The sequence below is a fragment of the Aquiflexum sp. genome, assembly GCF_041751335.1.
Taxonomy (GTDB): Bacteria; Bacteroidota; Bacteroidia; order Cytophagales; family Cyclobacteriaceae; genus Aquiflexum.
In genome coordinates, this window is the sequence record NZ_JBGSXS010000253.1 from 1 (window position 1) to 16,914 (window position 16,914).

General features: G+C 39.1%; 16 protein-coding genes. 10 read left to right on the top strand and 6 right to left on the bottom strand.

Annotated elements, in window-relative coordinates; all coding sequences use genetic code 11:
* Positions 1 to 938 (top strand): GMC family oxidoreductase (locus tag ACEW8U_RS14140; protein WP_373522700.1); only part of this gene is annotated, 938 nt, incomplete at its 5' end.
* A 61-nt stretch (positions 939 to 999) separates the two neighbouring features.
* Here ACEW8U_RS14140 and ACEW8U_RS14145 read toward each other — a convergent pair.
* From ACEW8U_RS14145 to ACEW8U_RS14155, 3 genes are all read right to left on the bottom strand, one after another.
* Entirely contained in the window at positions 1,000 to 1,560 is a 561-nt protein-coding gene (locus ACEW8U_RS14145) for a hypothetical protein (protein ID WP_373522701.1), read from the bottom strand.
* Positions 1,541 to 2,155: a hypothetical protein gene (locus ACEW8U_RS14150; protein WP_373522702.1), complete on the bottom strand. Its 615-nt coding sequence runs from the start codon at positions 2,153 to 2,155 to the stop codon at positions 1,541 to 1,543. Before ACEW8U_RS14150 ends, ACEW8U_RS14145 begins: the two co-directional genes overlap by 20 nt.
* Positions 2,156 to 2,222: 67 nt before the next feature.
* Positions 2,223 to 4,097, bottom strand: coding sequence for a mucoidy inhibitor MuiA family protein (locus ACEW8U_RS14155; RefSeq protein ID WP_373522703.1), 1,875 nt, complete (start codon positions 4,095 to 4,097; stop codon positions 2,223 to 2,225).
* A gap of 107 nt (positions 4,098 to 4,204) precedes the next feature.
* Here ACEW8U_RS14155 and ACEW8U_RS14160 point away from each other — a divergent pair, with 107 nt between their 5' ends.
* The gene (locus ACEW8U_RS14160) at positions 4,205 to 5,557 is read left to right on the top strand and encodes an AGE family epimerase/isomerase (protein WP_373522704.1); all 1,353 of its coding nucleotides are present in this window, start codon (positions 4,205 to 4,207) and stop codon (positions 5,555 to 5,557) included.
* 453 nt (positions 5,558 to 6,010) lie between these two features.
* Here ACEW8U_RS14160 and ACEW8U_RS14165 read toward each other — a convergent pair whose 3' ends face one another.
* A complete protein-coding gene (locus ACEW8U_RS14165; protein ID WP_373522705.1) occupies positions 6,011 to 6,397 on the bottom strand; it encodes a nuclear transport factor 2 family protein in 387 nt (128 codons plus the stop codon).
* A gap of 13 nt (positions 6,398 to 6,410) precedes the next feature.
* Positions 6,411 to 6,845 carry a DUF6526 family protein gene (locus ACEW8U_RS14170; protein WP_373522706.1) on the bottom strand — a complete coding sequence of 145 codons (435 nt, stop codon included), beginning with the start codon at positions 6,843 to 6,845 and terminating at the stop codon, positions 6,411 to 6,413.
* 119 nt (positions 6,846 to 6,964) lie between these two features.
* Between ACEW8U_RS14170 and ACEW8U_RS14175 the strand changes: the two genes are divergently transcribed.
* Positions 6,965 to 8,296 (top strand): polysaccharide deacetylase family protein, encoded by a 1,332-nt coding sequence (locus ACEW8U_RS14175; protein ID WP_373522707.1) that lies wholly within the window; start codon positions 6,965 to 6,967, stop codon positions 8,294 to 8,296.
* A 56-nt stretch (positions 8,297 to 8,352) separates the two neighbouring features.
* A complete protein-coding gene (locus ACEW8U_RS14180; RefSeq protein ID WP_373522708.1) occupies positions 8,353 to 8,778 on the top strand; it encodes a hypothetical protein in 426 nt (141 codons plus the stop codon).
* A gap of 368 nt (positions 8,779 to 9,146) precedes the next feature.
* On the opposite strand, the gene trpS is transcribed toward ACEW8U_RS14180, so the two are convergent.
* Positions 9,147 to 10,118, bottom strand: a complete 972-nt coding sequence (trpS, locus tag ACEW8U_RS14185; protein WP_373522709.1) for a tryptophan--tRNA ligase — start codon at positions 10,116 to 10,118, stop codon at positions 9,147 to 9,149.
* A gap of 83 nt (positions 10,119 to 10,201) precedes the next feature.
* Here trpS and ACEW8U_RS14190 point away from each other — a divergent pair, with 83 nt between their 5' ends.
* The 6 genes from ACEW8U_RS14190 to ACEW8U_RS14215 form a co-directional block, all read left to right on the top strand.
* Entirely contained in the window at positions 10,202 to 11,281 is a 1,080-nt protein-coding gene (locus ACEW8U_RS14190) for a DUF1573 domain-containing protein (RefSeq protein WP_373522710.1), read from the top strand.
* 479 nt (positions 11,282 to 11,760) lie between these two features.
* Positions 11,761 to 12,018, top strand: a complete 258-nt coding sequence (locus ACEW8U_RS14195) for a YtxH domain-containing protein (protein WP_373522711.1) — start codon at positions 11,761 to 11,763, stop codon at positions 12,016 to 12,018.
* A 429-nt stretch (positions 12,019 to 12,447) separates the two neighbouring features.
* Complete coding sequence (locus ACEW8U_RS14200; protein WP_373522712.1) at positions 12,448 to 14,106, top strand: Ig-like domain-containing protein; 1,659 nt, start codon at positions 12,448 to 12,450, stop codon at positions 14,104 to 14,106.
* 484 nt (positions 14,107 to 14,590) lie between these two features.
* Positions 14,591 to 14,791 carry a hypothetical protein gene (locus tag ACEW8U_RS14205; RefSeq protein WP_373522713.1) on the top strand — a complete coding sequence of 67 codons (201 nt, stop codon included), beginning with the start codon at positions 14,591 to 14,593 and terminating at the stop codon, positions 14,789 to 14,791.
* Between the two features lie 11 nt (positions 14,792 to 14,802).
* On the top strand, positions 14,803 to 15,147 hold the full coding sequence (locus tag ACEW8U_RS14210) for a hypothetical protein (protein WP_373522714.1): 345 nt from the start codon (positions 14,803 to 14,805) through the stop codon (positions 15,145 to 15,147).
* A gap of 92 nt (positions 15,148 to 15,239) precedes the next feature.
* Positions 15,240 to 16,914: beta strand repeat-containing protein (locus tag ACEW8U_RS14215; protein ID WP_373522715.1), on the top strand; the 1,675-nt coding region annotated here is incomplete at its 3' end.

Sequence of the window (16,914 nt, forward strand, 5' to 3'; positions counted from 1 at the left end):
TGGAAAATGGGATTGCAAAGGGGGTGGAGACGGTTAATAAAAAGGGCAATAGACAAATTTATTTTTGCAAAAAAGAAGTGATTCTGAGTGCAGGAGCAATACAATCTCCACAAATTCTGATGCTTTCGGGAATTGGGGAAAAAGATTATTTATCAAAGTTTGGAATCCAATCAGTCTGCCATCTTCCTGGGGTAGGCCAAAATCTGATTGACCATGTTTGGTCAGGAGTGAGTGCTTGGTCTACCATTAAAACCAATAACGATGAGATTAAACCGCTCTCTCAGGTGAAAGGTCTTCTGAACCACTTTTTATTCAAAAAAGGACCTTTTGGAAACAGTCCTTTGACAGCCAATGCTTTTTTGGCTTCCGGGGAAGGAGGGGAAAGGCCGGATTTACAGTTTCATTTTGTTCCCAGTGCGATTTCAGGGGATTATTCTACTGATATATATAACCTCGATACCTATCCTACAAAAAGCGGGTTCAGTATCATGGTCATTCTTATCCGACCTGAGAGTAAAGGGTTCATAGGTTTGAGATCAGCAAATCCCTTGGAGGCACCCTTGATTCAACCCAACTTTTTTTCTGATCACAGGGATTTTGAGAGATTGGTAAAAGGAATGCATTTAGCAAAAAAAGTAATGAATGCTGATCCATTGAAAAGATATCAAAAAGGTGAAATATTTCTTCCGATCAGTTTTGATAAAAAAAACCTTGAAGACCATATCAAAAAAAGTCTTGAAACCCTCTATCATCCCGTTGGTACCTGCAAGATGGGTCAAGATAAAATGGCTGTTGTGGATGAAAATCTAAAAGTTAGAGGGTTAAAGGGCCTGCGGATTGCCGATGCCTCCATCATGCCAACCATAATTTCAGGAAATACCAATGCCGCTTGTATTATGATAGGAGAGAAGGCTTCGGATTTGATTTTAAAGGGATAGAATATTTATAAGCTTGAAAGGTAGGAAATATTGGAAGCCTTGAATTAGGCACTTATGTAATTCAAAAGCTGTAATAGCTGTAATCAAACCTCCCATAGGTAACTAAGATTTCTCTATCTGATGAGTCTCTGGCTTTAAAGCCAAATGTGCCGGCAACAATCTTTTCATTCTTCAGAAGTTTGACAGTGATCTGACCTTCAAAGGGAACGGAAATGAAATCCTCTTTTTCCAATTCTGTTAAAGTGACTTTATTCGTTTCATTGAAAACGAACTTTTTCCCAAATCCCTTTTCCATGTCATCCCAATCCTCATTTGTAAGCCCATTAAGTTCAAAAACGCACCTTAGGTTTTGACTTTGATTCCAAACATTAAATTCTAATACCAATTCGGAATGATCTTCAACAAAAGATTGTCGTTCACTTGCACAGCAAAATAAATACAAAGGTCTTATGTCATTCTTGAAAAATTGATTTCCGACCTTTGCACCCGCAATGTTTCTTCCGATTTCAGAATAGATAGGCAATCTTGGGTCGATGGGATCCGGGACAAATGTTTCGCAGGACACCAACAAAAACAGCATAAAGCTGGTATTCAACAATATTTTAAAACCTGATTTTTTCATTGTAAATGTTTAATTGGATGCCGATAAGTACAGTTGTAGTATAGATGTCCCGCAATTGACCTTGGATTCCATCGATAGGATGGATGTCATAATAATCCAACATAGGACTTAGTCCAAAGGATGCCCGGGTGAATATGGAGAGGTATTTATCTGAAAACAGATCTAAACCTAGAAAAACTGCCCTTTCGGAATTTCGATAAGTCTGTAATCCTTCATTTACATTAGAACCTGCGAGTATATTCAATTCAATTCCGGTATGGAAATGAAAACCTTGAGATAATTCATATCGAACCATAGGTGCAAATGATAAGAAACTGAGGTTGAGATTAAAATCTTCACCTGAAAGGTTTTGCTGGTAGCCTTTTGTGACTACCAGCAGGTCAGTCTTGAAACTGAGTTCAGGAGTGTTGGCAAAAGGATAGAAAGCCACATTGACCCCATAGTGAAAATTCATTTTACCCCGCTGATTTTCAAGAATTCCACTGTGCCTGACTGTTGAATAATTTGGCCCCATCATCAATCCGACCTGCCCGTAGATTTGAGAAAAAGCCAATAAAGATAAAATGATTATTAAAAATGCAGTTTTTTCTTTCATAATGATTTGCTAAGTAATATAGGGACGTGATTAGGTTGAAAAGTGTCCCATAACCAAAGGTTTTTTTTTAATCAAGAATAACTCTTTCTTTTCTTGGGTACCTTACCTCATATTGTAACTCCACGATTTCCTGTGCAGCAGGGGCCAATTCCAATTTCCAGGTCAAAATACCTGTCTGTTCATCTCTTTTGGCTTTACTCAATTCCCGGATACTCACGCTGATATCGTTAACAATGGAAACCGGGACCTGATCAATCAAGGTAAGATTGATTTTTTGAGACTTGTTGTTTTTGACAGTAATCCTAAAAGCCCTTGCTTCATCTACATTATTTCCCACAAATCTTTTTCTTGAAAACTGATCAATTTTCTCGCGGTTGATTGCTATGCCACGGTCTCTTCCTAGGGATATACTCAGTGTATCCTGAAAGCTTTCAGCCTCTAAGATCGATTTTCCGATAAAAGTGTCCTCAAAATATAAATTTGCCTCTCCCTGTAAAAAACTATATTTCTCCCAACCAGTGATCTTTGCAACGAGGAATGCCTCTTTCTCAAGCTTTGGAACAGCATAATATTCATATTGGGCCTCTAAATCATGTTTTTTCAGGTCAACCAATAATTTCTCACCATTGGATAGGATTGAATAGGGTTTTTCGACTTCAATTTCTATGGTGGTCTGATTTTCTTTAATCATGGTGGCGATTACCTGAGCCTCCGCAGTTTTGGACCTTGGTGCCTGCCTTGTCATAATACCGTGTGCCCTTCCCTGTAATATTCCTTCCGTGCTGTAACCGGTAACTACTACTTCGCTCAAAGCCTGGGCATCCGGTTCCATAAATATATTCATGGTAGGCCCTGTTATCGGTCTTTCCTGGCTTACCATTCCAATAAAATTGAAAATCAACCTGTTTGAGTTGTTTGGGATTGTAATAGAATACCTGCCATTGACATCGGTAGTTGTACCAATAGTGGTTCCTTTGATCATAACCGTTGCACCCGGAAGAGGGGTGTTATCGTGGCTGTCCATCACCACCCCACTGACCGAACCAACAGGTGCAAAGGATGCCATTGGATCAAAAACTATATTCCTTGCATAGGTAAGTTCCCACTTCCTCAACTCCGGCATGACTCCACTTCTGCTAGGTTCACCGTTTGAAAACCTGAGTTTTACGTTCTTCCAATCATTTCCTGTGTTTTGCCAGACTTCTGCTTTATAGGTCAATTGAAGTGGCTTTTGTATATCATTGACCCTGATATCATATTTGGGAAACCATCCTGCATTTTCGACCAGATAGGAAAGTGAAAAGGAGGCATCCACGGATTTTTCAGCATTCACTTTAATGTAGATTTCACTGACAGGTGTGAAAGTTTTGTTCTGAAACTCATTCAATTGCTGCTCCAGCCTATCTATCAATGATTTGGATTGCGATGATTTTTGTTTGTTACTGATTTCCCTTTGCTTGATTTCCATCAACTCTTTTTCAAAAAAGTCTGCTGCTTGTTTGAGTTGTGTCATATTGATACCATTGTTCTGGCCACCAAGGTTCTTATTTGTATTGAGAACACTTGCTTTTTCTCTGAGTACTTCTGCCTCAGCATTCAGGTTCTCGAGAAGCAGTCTTTCTTTTGAAAGTATTGAAAATAGACTGTCATTTTGGGAAATGATTTTTGATTCTAGGAAATTCGATTTAGGATTTACCGCAACAATGGTGAAATCACCTGTTCCTTTTACCTGAATACTTTTATCGTCTAAGTATGGCGATCTGTTTGTGATTTTGAGAATACTTTCCCCTGCCGGGATTTGAATTGTTCCTGTTTCAAATACCTGAGCGCCATTCATGAAAACGGTTACTTCCTTAATTTCAGTATTAAGTTCTTTCTCATTTTGAAATGGCATCAAATAAAAGCCTATAAACCAACTTAGGATGATTGTAATTGTGGACATATTCTAATAATTAATTTGCCTAACAATATAGTCTAGATTATTTTATTAAAGGTAACCTTCTGATTTATTTTTCTGCTAAATTTAAGCTGACCCAAAATCCTTAACCTATGAATTTAAAATCAATTTTGCTTTCATCATTCCTTTTGTTATTCCTGTCTTGTCAAGAAAAGGAAGTGTCAACAATCAATTATGCTGAAATAGCTGACCAAATGGAAAAATCCCTAAAAGAGAATCTTTTAGAAACTTGGTATCCTAAGGCCATTGACCTGGATTCAGGAGGATACATCAGCAGTTTCACCTTTGATTTTCAGGTCAAGGACAACAGTCAGGAAAAGATGATTGTCACTCAAGCACGTCACCTATGGTCCAACTCAAAAGCAGCTAAAAGATATCCAAACCAAAGCCATTATCTGGAAGGAGCGAAACATGGCTTTGAATTTTTGAGGGATAAAATGTGGGATGATGAACATGGCGGGTTTTACCAATTGGTCAGTAGGTCAGGTCAACCCTTATTGGAAAAATCCCCTCAGAAAACAGCTTATGGAAACAGTTTTGCTATATATGGCCTTGCTGCATACTTCGGGGCTACCGGAGATTCTGCAGGTCTTGACCTTGTCATCAAGGCTTTTCATTGGTTGGAAGAAAAAAGCCATGACCCGGTACATAAAGGATATTTTCAGCACATGGAACTGGATGGAACTCCCATTGTCAGACCTGATGATACCCCATCCACCTCGGATTTGGGATATAAGGATCAGAACAGTTCCATTCATTTGTTGGAAGCCTTGACGGAATTGTACGAAGTTTGGAAAGACCCCTTGCTCAAAGAACGCCTAGAGGAAATGCTTTTGTTGGTCAGGGATACCATTGTCAATGAAAAAGGGTCCTTGGTATTGTTTTTACAGCCTGATTGGACTCCTGTATCCTTTCAGGACAAAGGTGAAGCCGAAATTATGAAACATAAAAGCCTGGACCATGTGTCCTATGGGCACGACGTGGAGACTGCTTATCTGATTTTGGAAAGCTCCCACGTCCTCGGTTGGAAAAATGATGAGGTTACTTTGGCCATTGCAAAGAAAATGGTTGACCATGCTTTGGAACATGGATGGGACAATGAAAAGGCCGGCTTCTTTGATGAAGGGTATTATTTTCCCGGAGAAGAAAAGCCAAGAATAATCAAAGATTCAAAAAACTGGTGGGCGCAGTCAGAGGGCATGAACACGCTGCTTATGATGGCAGAACTTTTCCCCGATGACCCTTGGAATTATTTTGGAAAGTTTGAAGCGCTTTGGCAATACAATCAGGATTACCTCATTGACCATGAGCATGGCGATTGGTTTGCAGGAGGATTGGACAAACAACCACAATTAAAATCAGGCGATAAGGGACATATTTGGAAAGCCAATTATCATCAGTTTAGGGCCATGCAGGGGTGTATTGATAGGTTGAGGAGTTGGTAGGGAAGATGTTAGATTTTAGATTTAAGATTTTAGATTTGAGAACCAAGGAAAGGATGAAGGAGAAAGGATAAGGGGTGAAGGTGGAAAGGTAGATTTTAGAGGGTAGATTTAAGATTTGGGGATGTTGTGAGTGTTATTGCGAGTCTCCAATATTTTTGAAATATTCAGAAAAGGAATGACATTAAGTTAACAGCTAGGCAGCCGTCATCCTGAGGTACGAAGGATCTCCAGAGGTTCTATTTATGATAATTCTCTCATTTACTGATCCTTAGGAGACCCTTCTCCCATCGGGATCAGGGTAACGGCTGCTTCAATTAAGTCAATGGTACTCCCCAACATTTTAAAAAAAAATTGACCCTAATTTCGACAGAAACCCAAAGACTTCATCATTCATCATTCGATATTCCCTGTTCATTATTCAAAATTTTTAATGATGAACTTCGAATTCATATTTCACTCCCTCACAAAATAAACTTCAGCTATTTTGCCATCTACGATCTTATAAATGGCGATGGCCCGCATGGGTGGTTCATTTTTGGTGATGGTGACTTCTTCATGGTCGATGACTGTATTGCTCAAGATCATCCTGTTGACCAACTTGCAATGGAGATCCGGGGTACGGGCAAACATCCTTCCGTATAAATCATACATTTTTTCCCTGCCTTCATAGAGTAACTCAGAAGGGAAATTAAACACCTTGACATTTTCTGCATAGGGAAGAACAAAGGCCTCTATGTCCCGATTGTTATATGCATCCAATTGTTCTTGGGCCAATTTCTCAGCAATGATTTCAATATCATTTTGGGCGGATGCATTCATACTCGAAAATGCCATTATCATTATAAGAAGGTATTTATACACGTCTTCTGTCCTCCTGCCAATTTTTGATTGATTTTTTGATTTCCTTGGATCTCATCTTGTCCTTTATCGCTTTATCCATCAAGGTCAACAATTCATCATCTCCAGCAAACCTAAGGGCAATAATTTGGGAAAGTCTGAGTTTGTTTTCGAGTTTCAGAAATGATTTTCCGGTCAATTCAAAATAACGTTGCCTCATCTCCAAGCGAATGATCCTGTCCTGTGATTTGAGCGCATATATTCTAGCAATGACAGGTAGTAGGGCCAATGCAAATGCTATGGCCAAGAAATATCCTGCTTGGGATACTTCATCTGTTCCCCAAACAGTGAAAAGATTGACCAAGGACCAAGCCAGAATGATCAAAGTCAAAGGAGTAACAACAAAATGGTGCAATGGAAAATAGCGGGTGTGGTTTTTGAAATTTTGCATATCAAATAATTTGATCATGGATGATTTAGCTGGAAATTTAGTCCTAAAGGTTCCAATTATCAAAAATCACCTTAGAATCATCCTTTATTTTTTTAAATTCTCGCAAATAAAAATTTCACATGGACTCAAAACAATCATTAATCTCGTTTATTCTGGTTTTCATTCTTGTATTCCAAACAGCATGTAGGCAGGAATATATTCTGCAAACTGAAATCCTCAAATGGCCTGAGGGAAAAAAAGCCGCTATCTCACTCACCTATGATGATGGTACATATAATCAATTTCATGTGGCGTTGCCGATCATGGAAGAATTGAATATGAAAGGCACCTTTTATATCAATACCGGAGAAATGCCAACTTCAAGCTATAGGGCCAAATTTTTGGGTCGTGATCCCCAATTGATTGTCAAAGAAACAGCCACCATCAAAACATCAAAGGATAATATTTTTGAAAGGGCTTCGCTAATCCGTTTTTTGGATATACCCAATGCCGTTTCTTTTCATGATCGTGCAGGTGCGACCTATGAACAGGGAAGAGAAGAAGCAGCATGTCAGATCGTGGATGAAGCTTTTGAGTTGGCCAGAAAATCCAAAACCCAAACATTGGTCACGCCAAAAATCATAGACGGTCCAATGATTGATTGGGATGAAATCAGGGAATATGCCAAAAGGGGCCATGAATTTGGCGTGCACACCATCTCCCATCCCCGATTGGCTGTTTTGGATGAGGCCAATCTGTTGTATGAATTGGAAAAGTGCAGGGATGAGATTGAGGAACAATTGGGTAGGGAGTACCTGTTTTCTGCCGAATGTCCATTTGGTACCGAAAATGAAAGGGTGATGGAATACGCTTTGGACATGTTTCCGGCTACCCGAAACAGGATGCCGGAGGATTATTTGGAAGAGATCAACCGTTCGGGAAAATTTGACCCTCGCGAAGATTATGGGAAAGAATATATTCAATGGCAAAGAGGTCCATTGTCAAAAACTTCCCCCGAACTGATGAATTCTTGGGTGGATGATATTCTGACCAGAGAGGATACTTGGTTGGTATTGGTTTTTCATGGGATTCAAGGGATTGGATGGGAAGCTATTCCTGAAGATAGAATCCGGAACTATTTTGAATATATCGCCTCCAAATCTTCGGATATTTGGGTGGGTACATTTGCGCAAGTGACCAAATATATGCGTCAAAGAATGGAAACCGAGATAAGTATGGCAGTATCCGATACTGAAATAAGTGTCGATCTCAGTTCTGATTTGGATCCATATTGGTATACCGAGACACTGACTTTAAAAACTTACATTCCTGAAACATGGAAAAAAGTAAATGTGAATCAACAGAAAAATGTTTCTGATCCCGTAATCCAAAAAGACAATAATGGTTTATTTGTCCAATACCAAGCTGATCCTCAAAAAGGTAAAGTGGTGATCAGCCGGATTATGGATTAAGCTTTTGGAATCCCTGAGCATAATTGATAACTTCGCGTTTTAATCAGACAAGACTCATGGATTTTAAAAAACTTGACGCAGATCTTTCCACTATTGTAGAAAAAAGGATAGCCCTAAGCCAGATACCCTATTCAGATGAATCATACGATGATATTGAAGAAGAACTTCATGATTTGGAGGACGATTTTAATGATGATTTTGGGGATGAATTGGAGTCGGCTTTGGAAAAGATATATGACCAATTGAAATCTGATAATGAGGTACTTTTACCCTCAGCATACCTTGCCAACGTCTATCATCCTATGAAACCTGATTCCTTTGGAAAAGTCACCTATGAAGTCAAAGGTGGCGAAGGGGTTCCCATAGAGTCAGAACAATTTGATAAAATGGACGTGAGGTTGGTTCTGATCCCAAATCCCACCAGATTTGTCCTTAGAATCAATGGAAAGTCCATGAAAGACCTTTGGGTGGCGAGAGGCTAAGGTGGCTGACATCAGCTTGACCCAAACCTGCACGTCATCCTGAGTAATAAAAATTGGCATTTACAGAAAGGGAATGACATCAAGTTACCCCCTAGGCAGCCGTCATTCTGAGGTACGAAGAATCTCCAGAGGTCCTATTTATGTTTATAATACATTTCCTGATCCTCGAGAGACCCTTCTCCCGATATTTTTCTTTTGTGGTTCAAATAAAATTTCCAATGTGATTATCCACGATGATGCCTATAGCCAACTAATATTATTTTCCCTTTTTCAGACAGGGGAATTTATCAATAGGATTGGGCATTAGCCCATTCACAAATAAATTCCTAATACCAAAAGGCTTTAGCCAAAATTGAAAGGTAGGAAATCTAAAAACCCAATCTTTCTCTAACTTTCCCCAAAATTTCTTTCGAAATAGCCCTTGCCTTGGCTTCACCGGCTGCGAGTTTGGCTTCAAGTTCTTTGGGGTTTTTCATGAAATGATCGTACAACTTTCTCTCTTCGGAGTATTTCGATAGAATAAGATCCATAAATTCCATTTTAGCATGCCCGTAACCAAAATTCCCCGCGAGATATTTTTCTCTTAGGTTGGCAGTCTGTTGTTCATTTGCCACAAGGGAGTATAACTTGAAAACATTGCAGGTATCAGGATCTTTGGGTTCCTCCAAAGGGGTACTATCAGTGATGATGCTATTGATGTTCTTTTTTAATTCTTTCTCAGATAAAAATATATCAATGTAGTTGTTATAGGACTTGCTCATTTTCTGTCCATCGGTCCCTGGGACAGTCATGACATTTTCAGAAATTATTGCTTCAGGTATGGTCAGGATGTCTTCCCCCATTCTATGGTTGAATGAAGTTGCGATGTCCCTTGCCATCTCAAGATGCTGTAGCTGATCCTTTCCAACAGGCACAATATCAGCACTATATAATAAGATGTCACAGGCCATCAGCACAGGATACGTAAAAAGTCCGGCATTTACATCAGCCAAGCGATCTGACTTATCCTTGAAACTATGGGCATTTGCCAACATGGGATAGGGCGTAAAGCAACTCAGGTACCAGGTCAGTTCGGTTACCTCAGGTATACTGGATTGTCTATAGAAAACTGTTTTTTCAATATCCAATCCAAAAGCTAACCAAGCTGCAGCCACTGCCAAGGTGTTTTGTTTCCTTTGTTCCCCATCTTTGATGGAAACTACGGAATGAAGGTCAGCGATAAATATAAATGATTCATTCTCTTCTTTTTTTGTCAATTCCACAGCGGGTGCGATAGCACCAAGGATATTTCCCAAATGTGGTTTGCCTGAACTTTGAATACCAGTAAGGACTCTTGCCATTATTTTAAAATTTGACGCAAAATAAAAAATTCAAGGTACAATTCGTTCGATTTTTCACGTTATTTGCCCATATGAAGAATTGCATGTTTCTAAGCCTTACGTTATCCCTTACAGGACTATTGTATTTACCTCTTGGTGCTCAAACACTTGAAAGAAAAACCCTAACTTGGGAGCAAAAGAAAATTGATATCGGAGCAATTTTGGAAGAAAATGGACCTGTTCAAGCTGAATTTTTTGCCGTCAATAACCATCCGGATTCAATCTATATCACGCTTGTCACTACGGATTGTGGATGCACCACAGTTGATTTTTCAAAAGACACCCTGTCTAGGGAAAACATTGCCTCCATCAAAGTGCAATTTGATCCGGACCATAGGGGAGGAGAATTTTCAAAAGTGATTATCATCAGAACCAATCAGGACATATATGGTGATACTTTATATTTAGAGGGTATCAATATGCCAATTCCCGAAAACATAGAAATGGCCTATCCACATAGAATAGGTGATCTTGGATTAAAGCTTTCGGCGGTCAATATGGGTAATGTTTTTACCAATGAACCAAAAATAAAATATATTGAAGTTCATAATTTTGGAAGTATGGAAGCCTCGCTTGAAAAGGTTCAGGAAGGTCTTCCTGCATATCTCCTGGTTTCATTGCAACCGGAAAATCTCAAACCCGGTCAGAGAGGTCTGCTTATTTTTTCCTATGATGGTGAAAAAAAGAATGATTTGGGTTATTTCGATGAAAGGGTGCAGATTGGATTGAATGGTGACCAAAAACTTGATTTGAGAATCATGTCTGTTGTCTACGAGTATTTTTCACCTGTGCCAAAAAGCATGGAAGAAGTTGTTCCAAAATTGGGGCTTTCTGAAACAGATATTGATTTAAGGGAAATTTCAGCTAATTCCAAGATAAGTCGAAGCATTACTTTTACCAATATGGGAAAAGAACCCTTGCAGATCAGAAAAGTATCGGCGAATTGTTCTTGTGTAGAACTTAACTTAGAAAAAGATCAACTTGAACCAGGTGAAAGAACAGACCTGAAATTTACCTTTGATCCCAAAGGAAGAAAAGGAATAGACCACAAGCATATCTCCATTTTCAGCAATGACCCCTTAAACCCTGTCAGGACTATTGTGGTAAAGAGTTCTGTGAGATAAGGGAGTAGGATTTTAATCTTGTCAGATTGTCAGTTAAAGATATGCAAGGTTGTCGAGTTGTCAGGCTTGTCTACAGAACATTCAATATGGTAGTTGTCTAGTTTTTAGTGTCAGGATATAGGGCTGTGAGTTTTTTTAAAATTAAAGTACTACCTTCCGCTAAGCAGATTTTGAGTAGTTCATTGTAAAAATTCTGTTAGTAATTCGCTAAATTACAGTACTTTAACCTCTTTCATCGCGCTTCTCGCAATTCGTCTCTCACTTCTTTTATAACTCTTTAAAAAATTAAGTTGGTCAGTCTTGAATCTTGTGTCTTGAGTCTTACATCTTACTTCTTAATCTCCACTTCCCACAACAACAAATTATCAATTCCGTAACTTAATATAGACCTGTTGAATATTTTGGATTGATTATTGATTAATTTAAAATATTCAATAAAAATATCTTTTATTATTTTCTAACCTTTAAAAACTATATCTATGAGTTCAACAAAATTTGTTTTAGGAGCTTTAGTTGGCGCCGCTATAGGCGTGCAAATCGGCATATTGGTAGCACCTGAAAAAGGTGAGGTGACAAGAAAAAAAATCACCAAAAAAAGCGGGGAGTATCTCGATGAAGCTTCCAACAAAATGAATACCTTCTTTGACACATTAACCAAAAAAGTATCTGACGTCAGTGATGAGGTGGATAAACTGGCAAAAAAAGCCAAATCTGAAGTGGATAAAGTAACAAAGTAAAAATTCTACCATGAATTGAAGAAGGGAGGCGAAAGTCTCCCTTTTTTTTATGCATTGGACACAGGAACCCGGCAATTTTTTATGTTACAGTTTGCTAACAAATAAAAGTTCAAAATTTATTATGTATGTACGCAATGATGCCAGTAAAATTGTAATTCAATATAATTCTTGGCAGGATAATGGTATGCCCGGTACATCGGTCTTCCGACTTCGGTCTTCCGTCCTGTATTTAATAGAATATTGGGTTACTGGCAAAGAAGTGTATAACCATAATATTTATTGTTTCGGCTGATTTTTTTACAACTCAAAAAATTAAAATACCACTTTTGGGGTATTTTTACTTTATCAATAAAATGCCATTTTTATATAATTAATTGTATTTCATTTTAATGATCATTCCCTTCTGTAAACTTTTAACCCAAATCAAGTATGTTCAATCAAAAAATCCCCGCACCAAAAATGGGAAATATAAAATGGTATTTTCCGTTTTTCATCCTTAGCAGCTTCTTATTATTGATCGCTGCATGCACCGAGAATTTTGTCAATGACGATGACCTGTCCAATGACATTGAAATTCTGGCAAATTCCCTATCCCTCAATCATGGTAAAATCGGTATTTCCGATGCTGCAAACGATGGGATAGATGAGTTTTATTTCCTTGCTCCGACAGTGGGTAAGACTCCCAAATACAAAGGTAGATTTCATCCCAACCTTCAACCTGTGGTTGAGATAAGTGATGATTTTAATTTTGAAAATGTCCTGGCCACATTCAGACGCGGTGGAACCGGACCTAATGTGATTGCTGTAAATGAGTCAGAGGAATTTTACTCGGCAACTTGGAATACTTCTGAACTCAAAGCGGTATTGGGCAAAATCTACAGGATCAGGGTCAAAGTAGGTTCCAGGGTTTTGGGTTTTGTAGATGTGGGAATTGTACCTGCAAAGACAAAACCGTTGAATTCAGGCATCATTCCCTTGGTCCAGAACCAATCTTTCAAAATTGATTTCAGAATTGAGGACAAAATCTGCCCTGCAAGGATAGAAGTATTGCCTGAAGAAGCTACGGTATTGAAAGATGGCGAGCAGCAGTTTACTGCAATAGTCTATAATTTCTATGATGAGGTATTGGAAGACCAAAAAATATCATGGTTTGTGGGCAACTCCAGTGTGGCATCCATAAACCAAAATGGATTGGCCAAAGGACTGCAATTTGGCTTTAGCCCAATCAAAGCCCAGGTGCAGGATGTCATAGGTACAGCTTCACTTTTCGTTCAGGAAGTGGCAGATGATGCGCCGAGACCGGGAAGGGATGTTGTGGTATTCAACGACATCAACATCTTTGACGATGTGGCGATGAGAAATCCCAACAATGTACTTTTGGTCAAAAACTTCCTGAACTATGATGCCCCGGGAATCAGGTCCTCCGGAAAAAAAGTTTGGTTTGATTGTGGGAGAAATGCGGTGGGAGGAAATTCATTTACCCCATGTACAACAGGGACAGGAAATTACACCTTTATTCCTTTCAGAAATGTCATTACAGGTGAAGGATTTGCAATTGAATCAGTTTTTTCCAGTTCCGGAAGTCTGGTTAATATCCCCTCAGATGTGAAAATTCTCTTTTTATATATGCCTACAATAGCATTTACTTTAGGGGAAATCAATGAACTGAAAAAATTTGGTGAAGAAGGCGGAAGGATCGTCTTTGTAGGAGAGCATATTAGTTTTTATGGTACTTCCGGAATCCAGGTCGAAAACCAGTTTTTGATCAATATGGGTGCTGTCATGCGAAACGTTGGGCAGGCCGTCGATTGCCTGGATGATGATGGCCTACATCCAATTCTACCGGCCAGTTCTTTAAGGCCACATCCAATTACCAGAGATATGTCCAATTTGACAGTAGCTTGTGCCTCTGTCATTGAATTGGGACCCAATGATTTTCCATTATTTTACAATCAGGAAAATAATTTAGTGCTTGGAGGTGTGGCCCAAATTGACACCGCACCGATATCTGAACTGAAATCAGCAAGGATCAATACAACTGATAAATCTATTCGTGAATACAGAAGCCTCGATCCTGCAAGGTATTGATTGTTCAAAATAATTTATTCTTTTAAAGGCTTTCCAAAAATTTGGAAAGCCTTTTTTAATGGAAATAGCCAAAGGCATATTTTTTACATCAAGATTTCCCAAGATCGATTTTCAAAATCAATAGATTAAAGTGATACCATCTTACTGATTTGAATCGAAAAGGACATAATGAGCATGAACTTTGAAAAAAAATATTTTTTTTTTCTAGGATTGAAATATTTATTAATAAACACCAAACATTAATTGTTAACATTTTTAATCCTCAAAACTTTCTTAATATTTTTTTTCTTCTAAAATATATTAAAAATCTAATTTTTTGGTAATATTAAAAAATAGGAAAAAATAACACATAGCTTTTTTTTATATGTAAAAATCTTTTTATTTGATTCGAAATACAAAGGTGTGATTTGTTTGAGTATGTTGTTTGACCTATGTATTGCAAGTGATTTTATTATTTGAAACAAAATTTTTAACCCAAAATAATATGAAAGCAAAAGTTTTACTATTAATGGCTTTTGTGTTCAGCTACCTGGCAGTGCCGGTCTTTGCACAAAGCTATGCCCCCAGATCCGAACCCACGGAGACGACAGACAAGGATGACTATGCTCTTGGTAAAACAGACTATCTCACAACCTTGATCACCCATTTAAAAAATAAAATAATCTATATCATCCATAATTTTTAATTCCCTTTACTATGAAAGAACAATTACTGCAAACCATGCGCCTACTGCTCTTCCTGCCCATGTTGGCCGGAATGATGCTGTTTGGAGAGGCTACAAATGCCCAGACCGTCACCTCCGACAAGGACGACTACGCTCCCGGAGAAACCGCCATCATCACAGGTGAAGGCTGGATAGGTGATCAATTTGTGGATCTACACTTCGAGGAAGATCCTTTTGTCGACCATATTCATGATTATCATGATATAGCCGTAAATCCGGATGGTACTTTCAGAGTGGAATTTCCGATTTTTGAAAGGCATTTAGGCGTGACTTTTACCTTGACTGCGGAAGGAAAGCAGTCGGTGCTTTTCTCGTAGTTTCAGGTTCAACCGTTCTTCCAATATCTTTCAATATATCAGCAGATAAGGCAGCCAATGCAGCTTCTCCCGTTTATACCTCTTTGGGAAATGTGATCGTACGGGAAGGAAATGGTTCCGGAAATAGGAATGATTTTTCCACCGATTTCAACCAAATAGTTTTAACATCACCAAGTGGTTGGGAATTCAAAACAACAGGGGTAACTGTTTCAAAAACTCCGGGTTCAGATCTGGGAACTGTTTCGCTTTCGAGTGCAACAGCGACCACAATAACCATTTCGGTTTCAGTTTTAGCTTCAGGTACTACTAGTTCGAATAGTAATGACCAAATTACTATTGGCGGAGTAGAAATAAGGTCTACTGACGGAAACCCACTACCAAATAGTGGAACAATTGTGTTAGGTTTTACAGGAACACTTAAGAATTTATCATCACCGCAAAACATAGTCTCTCTTTCACAAGTTGCTGGAGCTGCAAATAATTTTCAGGTAGAATCATCTGCGGGTGGAAATATTCCAAATCAAATTGCTGGAACTGCATTCAATATTAAAATATCGGCAAGAGATCAATTTAACAATATAGCTACTTCATTTAGTGGAGGAGGAAATAACGTATCCATTTCTTCAAACGCTGCGCTTACTTCAGGATCAGGAAACACTTCAAATTTCTCAAATGGTGTTTTAGCTTCGCACAGTGTCACTATAAATCCAGCCTTCTCTGGAGCCACAATTACAGCAACAAAATCTTCAGCTACTGGAACTAGTAATGCATTCGATGTATCTGGTAGTGCTGGCTCTGTTGGTAGTGTTTCAGTTGGTCCACAATCTGGCGTATCTGTTTATGGTACTTCCAGTGCACCTACTTATGATATAACTTCAATAAGAGGAACTACTGGAACAGTAAATGGAACATATAGTGTATCTGGTTTGCCATCAGGTGTAACATCAGGTGGATTTTCTCCCTCCGAATCATTCACGTCAAATGGCAGTAATGCATTCCCTGGGGCTACTTTGACTTTAAATATTGCTCCAAATGTTCCTGCAGGGACTTATAATTTTACAGTTTCATTAAATGGTGGTGGCACTCCAGCAACGGCTACGGGAATATTGACAGTAACTAAAGCGGAGTCTACGATAGTAGCGACAGGATTAACGTCCTTCACGTATAATGCGGCCCCACAGGGTCCATCAACTTCTGATGTTACCGGCTCTATGGGCTTGGTGACTTTCAGCTACAGTGGGACAAGTAACGGGGGAGCGGCTTACGGTCCATTAGCGGACAAGCCGACCTTGGCGGGAAGTTATTCGGTAGTGGCCACGGTTGCTGCAGACGACAACTTCAACGGCAAATCTTCCGCAGCCTATGCGTTCACGATTGGCAAAGCGGAGTCTACGATATCGGTGAATGCGGCTGGACCATTTACCTATAATACCAATCCTCAAGGCCCAGACCAAGTAACCAAATCAGGTTCTACCGGTAATGTGACCTTCAGTTATGTAGGCGTATCAGGAACTACTTATGCAGCAAGTTCTACCAAGCCAACAAATGCTGGAAGCTATGAAGTGACTGCGAAAGTGGCGTCAGATGATAATTTCAACGAGGCAACTTCAGATGCATTGGCGTTTATTATTGATAAAGCGAATCAAACGATCAATGTAACGACTGCTTCACCTTCGAGTGCGGTATTTAATACAGGCTTTACGGTAGCAGCAACGGCCACTTCAGGATTGCCTGTAGCCTACACAAGCAGTGCTCCATTGAGCAATG

What these genes read in the sequence shown, in the direction of transcription:
- ACEW8U_RS14145 (WP_373522701.1), bottom strand. Translation starts at nt 1,560, where the DNA reads ATGAAAAAATCAGGTTTTAAAATATTGTTGAATACCAGCTTTATGCTG.
- ACEW8U_RS14150 (WP_373522702.1), bottom strand. Translation starts at nt 2,155, where the DNA reads ATGAAAGAAAAAACTGCATTTTTAATAATCATTTTATCTTTATTGGCT.
- ACEW8U_RS14155 (WP_373522703.1), bottom strand. Translation starts at nt 4,097, where the DNA reads ATGTCCACAATTACAATCATCCTAAGTTGGTTTATAGGCTTTTATTTG.
- ACEW8U_RS14160 (WP_373522704.1), top strand. Translation starts at nt 4,205, where the DNA reads ATGAATTTAAAATCAATTTTGCTTTCATCATTCCTTTTGTTATTCCTG.
- ACEW8U_RS14165 (WP_373522705.1), bottom strand. Translation starts at nt 6,397, where the DNA reads ATGATAATGGCATTTTCGAGTATGAATGCATCCGCCCAAAATGATATT.
- ACEW8U_RS14170 (WP_373522706.1), bottom strand. Translation starts at nt 6,845, where the DNA reads ATGCAAAATTTCAAAAACCACACCCGCTATTTTCCATTGCACCATTTT.
- ACEW8U_RS14175 (WP_373522707.1), top strand. Translation starts at nt 6,965, where the DNA reads ATGGACTCAAAACAATCATTAATCTCGTTTATTCTGGTTTTCATTCTT.
- ACEW8U_RS14180 (WP_373522708.1), top strand. Translation starts at nt 8,353, where the DNA reads ATGGATTTTAAAAAACTTGACGCAGATCTTTCCACTATTGTAGAAAAA.
- trpS (WP_373522709.1), bottom strand. Translation starts at nt 10,118, where the DNA reads ATGGCAAGAGTCCTTACTGGTATTCAAAGTTCAGGCAAACCACATTTG.
- ACEW8U_RS14190 (WP_373522710.1), top strand. Translation starts at nt 10,202, where the DNA reads ATGTTTCTAAGCCTTACGTTATCCCTTACAGGACTATTGTATTTACCT.
- ACEW8U_RS14195 (WP_373522711.1), top strand. Translation starts at nt 11,761, where the DNA reads ATGAGTTCAACAAAATTTGTTTTAGGAGCTTTAGTTGGCGCCGCTATA.
- ACEW8U_RS14200 (WP_373522712.1), top strand. Translation starts at nt 12,448, where the DNA reads ATGTTCAATCAAAAAATCCCCGCACCAAAAATGGGAAATATAAAATGG.
- ACEW8U_RS14205 (WP_373522713.1), top strand. Translation starts at nt 14,591, where the DNA reads ATGAAAGCAAAAGTTTTACTATTAATGGCTTTTGTGTTCAGCTACCTG.
- ACEW8U_RS14210 (WP_373522714.1), top strand. Translation starts at nt 14,803, where the DNA reads ATGAAAGAACAATTACTGCAAACCATGCGCCTACTGCTCTTCCTGCCC.